This window comes from Phaeovulum sp. (assembly GCF_041596715.1).
Lineage (GTDB): Bacteria > Pseudomonadota > Alphaproteobacteria > Rhodobacterales > Rhodobacteraceae > UBA6213.
The window spans coordinates 1-6,520 of the sequence record NZ_JBFHIA010000180.1; the positions used below are offsets into that span (position 1 = coordinate 1).

The 6,520-nt window shown below is 61.8% G+C and carries 4 protein-coding genes; 3 read left to right on the forward strand and 1 reads right to left on the reverse strand.

What is annotated here, in order from left to right; translation table 11 throughout:
• Nucleotides 1-249: 249 nt before the first annotated feature.
• Both ABY403_RS12030 and ABY403_RS12035 read left to right on the forward strand, forming a co-directional pair.
• Complete coding sequence (locus tag ABY403_RS12030; RefSeq protein WP_372841064.1) at nucleotides 250-1,407, forward strand: efflux RND transporter periplasmic adaptor subunit; 1,158 nt, start codon at nucleotides 250-252, stop codon at nucleotides 1,405-1,407.
• A complete protein-coding gene (locus ABY403_RS12035) occupies nucleotides 1,404-4,508 on the forward strand; it encodes an efflux RND transporter permease subunit (protein WP_372841065.1) in 3,105 nt (1,034 codons plus the stop codon). The genes ABY403_RS12030 and ABY403_RS12035 overlap by 4 nt, the downstream gene beginning before the upstream one ends.
• A 639-nt stretch (nucleotides 4,509-5,147) precedes the next feature.
• On the opposite strand, the gene ABY403_RS12040 is transcribed toward ABY403_RS12035, so the two are convergent.
• A complete protein-coding gene (locus ABY403_RS12040) occupies nucleotides 5,148-5,684 on the reverse strand; it encodes a peroxiredoxin-like family protein (RefSeq protein WP_372841066.1) in 537 nt (178 codons plus the stop codon).
• Between the two features lie 86 nt (nucleotides 5,685-5,770).
• Here ABY403_RS12040 and ABY403_RS12045 point away from each other — a divergent pair.
• Nucleotides 5,771-6,520 (forward strand): AraC family transcriptional regulator (locus tag ABY403_RS12045; RefSeq protein ID WP_372841067.1); only part of this gene is annotated, 750 nt, incomplete at its 3' end.

Consider the following 6,520-nt stretch of genomic DNA (forward strand, 5'->3'; position numbering starts at 1 on the left):
TACGCGCGATCTTCGATGTGTTCCTCATGGCCGAATGAAAAGCGCTTGCCGACGCGTTGGGCCATCGCGTGGAAAATCGGCAAACGACGGTTTCTCTCGCGAACAACGTTACAGGAGCAATAGGCGAGGCAATTTTCCTGTAGCACGCGAAGGCAATATCACGCTGGGCGCGGCACTGGACGCTGTCTGGGAAGGGCTGATTGGCGCTTCTCGGACCCTCGCATCTGAACATAACGAGAAGGCTCGAACATGAAATTGTTGCTATCCATAATCGCGTCACTGGTCATCGTCGGAGGGGCCTATGTGTGGTCCTTTGGCGTTCCCAGCGCGATCATGCCTGACGCGGATGGCGCTTTGCCGGCGGAACAGGCGCAAGGCGGTCCTGCTGGATTCGGCGGCCCTCCGGGTGGGGCGGGCGGCCCGTTTGGTGGCGGGGGGACGGTCGTTGCGCTGACCCCTTTGGACACACGTCCTTTCGAGGACGTTTTCCGCGCGATCGGCAACTCGGAAGCCATCCGAAGCGCAACCGTGACCGCCGATGTTTCGGGCCGGATCATCGAGGTCATCCTGACGCCTAACGCAGAAGTGAAGCAGGGGGACGTGCTGGTGCAGCTTGACGCGCGCGTCGCCCAGCTGACCCTCGAGACCGCTCAAAGCGCGCTTGAACAAGCTACTGCCACCGTCGAGCGTTACGAACGCCTGCAGGAATCGGGAAACCTGACGGTTTCGGACGTAACTCTGTCCGATGCGCGGCTGGCGCAGCGACAGGCAGAAGCCACCGTCGCGCAGGCCGAGCTTGCCTTGGAAGACCTGACGATCCGCGCCCCTATCTCGGGCAGGATCGGATTGAGCGACGTGAATGTCGGCGACTACCTGAATGCGAACACAGCGATCGTCACGATCGATGATTCCGGCGCATTGCTGGTCGAATTCGAACTTCCCGAACGGTCCGTCAGCTTGCTGGCGCTCGGGCGCGAGGTCACGCTTGAAACCCCGTCCCTGACGGGGCGGTTCTTCAAGGGCGAGATCACGGCCTTTGACAGCCGGATAGACGAGGTCACGCGCAGTGTAACGGTGCAGGCCCGCGTCGAGAATCCCGACGGCATGCTCTGGCCCGGCATGACCTTCACCGCGCAGGTCAGCACGATTAGCGAACCGCTTCCGGTCGTGCCGACGACCGCCATCACGTGGTCGCGCGACGGGGCCAGCATCTGGTACGAGAACGACGGCAAGGCGCAGAGCGTCCCGGTCGCGATCCTGCATCGCCGCGACGAGTTGGTCTGGCTGGATGTCGATTTACCAGAAGGCACGATGATTGTCTCGGAGGGGGCGCACAAGCTGCGCGCGGGCTCTGCGATCACCGATGCGAATTCCGAACCCCAGCAACCCGACAGGGCACCGACATGAACAAGCCAACTCTTCAACGCGCCGCCTCGGGGCTGGCCGACCTGTTCGTCGCACGCCCCATTTTCGGGGTGGTCGTCAATCTCCTGATCCTGATCGCGGGGCTGGCGGCGCTGACCTCCGTGGACGTTCGGGAAATGCCGGATGTCGATCAGCCCGTGCTGTCCATCCGCACCCAGTACGAAGGCGCCACGCCCGCAACGGTCGATCAGGAGATTACGCAGGTTCTGGAAGACGCGCTGAGCGCGCTCGAAGGCCTGTCCTACATCGAGTCCAGTTCCTCGACGGGGTCGAGCAACATCACCATCGACCTTTCCGATGATACCGACATCGACGTGGCCGCGAATGAAGCCCGCGAAATCATATCGGCCACCTTGCGCCAGCTTCCCAGCGATCTGGACGACGACCCCTCCGTTTCGAAATCGGACACCAATGCAAGCGCGATCGTTCGGCTGGCGGTATTGGGCGATCTCACGCTGGATGAACTGACCGCCTTTGCAGAGGGGCCGATCTACAACCGGCTGTCCCTCATCGATGGCATTGCCGAGGTTACCATTCGAGGCGAAAGGTCGAACGAGTTTCGCGTTACGCTTGACGACCGCCTCTTGCTCAGCCGGGGTTTGAACGTTTTCGACGTTATCGAGGCCCTTACGGACCTGCGCGACGATACCCCCTTGGGATCGCTTGAAACGGACGCCCAGACCATCGCCCTGCGCGTCGGCAACGCGGATGTCACCGTCGAGTCCATCGGCGAGATCCTGATCGATTCCAATACGCGGGTCGAGGATGTGGCGCTCGTTCAACTGCTGCCCGAAGACACCGATGTAACAACTCGTGTCAATGGGCAGACCGCCATCGGGCTGGACATCACCCGCCAGTCGGACGGTAACACGCTTGAAATCTCGCTGGCCGTGCAGGAGGCCGTCGAAGAACTGCGCGGACAGCTTCCCGAAGGGGTCGAGCTGGTCATCACATCGGATGATGGCGCCTTCATCGAAGGGGCCTTGAACGAAGTCGTCAAGTCCATCGGCATGGCGACGGGTATTGTGATCCTCGTGATCTTTGCGTTCCTGCGCTCGCCACGCGCAACCCTGATCCCCGCCGTCACCATTCCCATCGCTCTGGTCGGAACTGTTGCGGCGATCTGGCTGACCGGGTTCTCGATCAACACGATCAGCCTTCTGGCGTTGGTTCTGGCAACGGGGATGGTGGTGGATGACGCCATCGTTGTGGTCGAGAACATCGTGCGCAAACGCAAGGAGGGCATGGGTGCCTTCGCCGCCGCCGCTGCGGGCACGAACGAGGTGTTCTTCGCCGTCATTTCGACCACGGCGACGCTGGCGGCGGTGTTCATCCCGATATCGTTCCTGCCCGGTCAGGCCGGGGGCGTGTTCAGCGAGTTCGGCTTCGTGCTGGCGTTCGCCGTCACGCTGTCCTCGGTCGCGGCACTTACGCTGGCCCCCGTTCTGGCGGCCCAGCTGGACCCCGGCAAACTTCAGTCGGAAGACCGTCAGACCACGAAAGCCCCGGGCCGCCTGCTGCAAGGGTTCGATTGGCTGGTGGACCGCGCCATCCGGGCACCCCTGATCGTGATGGCCATTGCCTTTGGTTTCGCCATCATCGCGGCGGGTGCGGCCGGCAAGCTGACATCCACGATCACGCCGACCGAGGACCGCGGGTTCTTCCTGATCCAGGCGCGCGGCGCATCCGACGCGACTGCGGATTACCTGGATTCCCAGATCACCCAGATCGAAGACATCCTTGCGCCGTTTCAGGACAGCGGGCAGATCACGTCGGTTCAGAGCATTATCGGCATCGGCGGCGGCACCACGGCCTTCATCATCGCGCGTCTGCCTGACTGGTCAGAGCGGGACTGGTCGCAACAAGAGCTCATGGAGCCGATCAACGGCATGCTTTCGACAGTCCCCGGCGTGCAGGTCTTCGCGATTTCGCCGAACAGCCTCAACATTCGTGGCGGCGGGAACGGGCTGACCTTTGCGGTCAGCGGGACCAACGTTGACGAGATCGCCGAGGCCGCCGACGCGCTTGTCGCCGCGATGGCCCAGGACGATACCTTTTCCAACCCGCAGGTTTCGGGCGACAGCGTGCAGGCGCAGTACGAAATCACGGTGGACCAGGAAATGGCCAGCGTCTTCGGCCTGAACGAGGCCGAGATCACCCAAACGATCAGCGCGTTTACCCAAGGTTCCGTCGCGGTCAGTGTCTTTCTGGACGACACCGAAACCGATGTACGCGTGGTCCCCGGTGGGCCACCCATCAACGACCCCAACGACCTGGAGGCCATCCATCTCCGCCTTCCCAGCGGAGAATACGTGCCGCTTTCTTCGACCGCGACGCTGACTCCCACGGTCAGCCAATCCTCGATCGAACGGCAGGGCGGCACCTTGGCTGTCTCGGTTCAGGCCAACCTGCCGGACGATGTTGATCTGGGGGCCGCGATGGAACGGGTCGAGGAGCTTGCCGCCGAAATCCTGCCCGATGGCATGGGGATCATCTTCACGGGTGAGGCGGCGTCGCTGGGCGACAGCCAGTCGGGCATGTACATGGTGTTCGGCGTCGCGGTGATCGTGGTGTTCCTTGTCCTTGCGGCGCAGTTCGAAAGCATCGCCAGCGCCGTCGTCATCATGCTGACCGTGCCCTTCGGACTTGCCGCCGCATTGCTGGCCATTTCGATCACCGGCGGTTCGCTGAACTACTACAGCCAGATCGGGTTGGTTCTACTGATCGGTGTCATGGCAAAGAACGGTATCCTGATCGTCGAATTTGCCAACCAGTTGCGCGAGGCTGGCCAGGATATCGACAGCGCGATCCGCGACGCCCTGCGCCTTCGTATCCGCCCGGTGATGATGACGATGGTGTCCACCGTCTTTGGCGGATTGCCCCTTGTCCTGTCGTCCGGGGCAGGGGCCGAGGCACGCGTCGCCGTGGGCTGGGTCATCGTCGGCGGGCTTGGCTTCGCCACGGTCTTCACCCTGTTCCTGACACCGGTATTCTACCGCTGGATCACCGCTTGGGGGGCGCAACCCGGCGCATCGTCCCGCCGTTTGCAACAAGAGCGAGAGGCGCTGATGGCTGCGGAATAGGAAACAGGGGCGGCGGCGATTGCGAGCGCTTCAGACAGGTATGAGAAGTGGTCACTGGCGCAGCTAGAGCACTCACCCTTGGTTCGTAAAGTGACACTTGCGGTCAAGCGCCGCGAGTGTCCGAAAACGCATGACATTCGCTATTGTCGAACCTGAGGTCCGACGACGGGATTCGTGCTGGGTTGGGGCTTGAGAGACGATATCCAAGTATACCCCATGCTGCACGGTATTGGTGATGTGAAGAGAAGGTTCGACGTCAGGCCCACCTGCTCCGCCACCTGCTATTGAAATCATTTGATAAAATGATTGTTGCGGCAGCCTAGCCAACAGAGCGCCCACATTGAAAAACCGCTTGAATCGTCAGCAATGCGGCCATTACGGCCCGCGCGATTTGTTCCAGAAAATCAGATCAACGGCGATATTTTCGGTTGTCTGTGGCTACGTGCGGCCCACCGCGGCGCTTACTTTCCGAGGTGGGCATCTACATAGCCCTAAAGTTTGGGCGTAAGATACCCAAGCTTAGTTCAGGTTGCTGATCTAAACGCGATTCCACAGTTCTTTTGAATGCTGGCGCGCGTAGCCTGCGGACCGTCCTGTCGCTGGATCGGGCAACCTGAAGGTCCGCGGCATTGCTGTCGATTACACCGCGCCGGTATACTCTCCGCGCGCGGGGTAGTTGTTCTTGATCGCGAAATCCAAGGCCCCGACAAGTTCCGAGAAATGCGGCCGCACGAAGGGCATGGTCTGGACCGAACCGTAGTAGAGCGACTGCTCGGGCGTGACCATGAACAGGCCAGGTTCGGAGAACAGCGCCGGTTCCTCGATACCGATCGAGGTTTTGCCCCGCGAGGTCGAGATATAAAGCCCCCATTCGCGCGCTTTCGCCAGCGACAGGCCATAGCCAAAGCGCAGCGTATCGGCGCCGATTTTCTTGGCCATCTCGCGGGTGCGCTCTTCGCCGTCCGAACTGATGGCGATGGTCCCGACGCCGCGTTCGGCGAAATCGGCGACCCGCTTCTGAAACTCGGTCAGATAGTTTGCGCAGATCGGGCAGTGCAGTCCGCGATAGAAGCAGATGACGGTGCCGCGCTGGGAGGCCTCGGTCGAAAGGTCAAAATCGCCGTGCTCGAGGGTCGGAAGTTTCAGATCCGGGGTTTTCTGGCGGGGAACAAGCATGTCTGTCTTTCTGTCAGGAAGGTTGCGTGCAGACCATACCAGACTTATAGTCACAATAAACCCAGAAATCAGACCAAAACACCCAGATGGAACGATTCGACCGACTCACCACCCTGATCGACCGGTTCAAGCTGACCGTTGTGCCTGTGGCGCTGGCCGAGGCCAACCTTGTCGCCTTCGCGGCACCGGATGGCACGCCCGAGCGGGCGGTTTTCTACGCGCGCAGCGCGGACCCCACGGTCGATGACGGGGAGGTTCTGTTCAGTGCGCGCGTCGATTGGAGTGGTGCGCACAATCCCCTGCTGACGGCGCTACCGGAAACCGTGGAAATCGACCTGACCGGGGATCACGACAGCATCGGCCTCGTGCGCCTGATGCAGTCCGAGATTGCCGGGCGTCGATGCGGGGTGGAGTCCGTGCTAAGCCGCCTTGGCGAGGTCTTGATCGTGCGGATGATGCGCGCCCAGATCGAAGCAGGTTCTACGCAGCCCGGCCTTCTGGCCGGCCTTTCCGATCAACGCCTCAGCCGGGCCATCGTGGCGATGCACGACAGCCCCGGCCAGACCTGGCGCAACGAAGACCTCGCGCACCTTGCGGGCATGTCTCTCAGCCGTTTCGCAGAAACCTTTCTCGCCGAAGTCGGAGAGACCCCTGCCGCATACCTGCGTCGCTGGCGGTTGACGCTGGCCCGGCAAGACATCGCGAAAGGTCACCGGGTGGATGTGGTCGCGCGCCGCTATGGCTTTTCATCGCCGGAAGGATTCACGCGGGCGTTCAAGAAGCACCACGGTGACACGCCGATCGCGCTGCGGCATGGGCGGCCCATTCAGCCCCAA

Coding starts and splice junctions, on each gene's coding strand:
- ABY403_RS12035 (WP_372841065.1), top strand. CDS start 1,404: ATGAACAAGCCAACTCTTCAACGCGCCGCCTCGGGGCTGGCCGACCTG.
- ABY403_RS12040 (WP_372841066.1), bottom strand. CDS start 5,684: ATGCTTGTTCCCCGCCAGAAAACCCCGGATCTGAAACTTCCGACCCTC.
- ABY403_RS12030 (WP_372841064.1), top strand. CDS start 250: ATGAAATTGTTGCTATCCATAATCGCGTCACTGGTCATCGTCGGAGGG.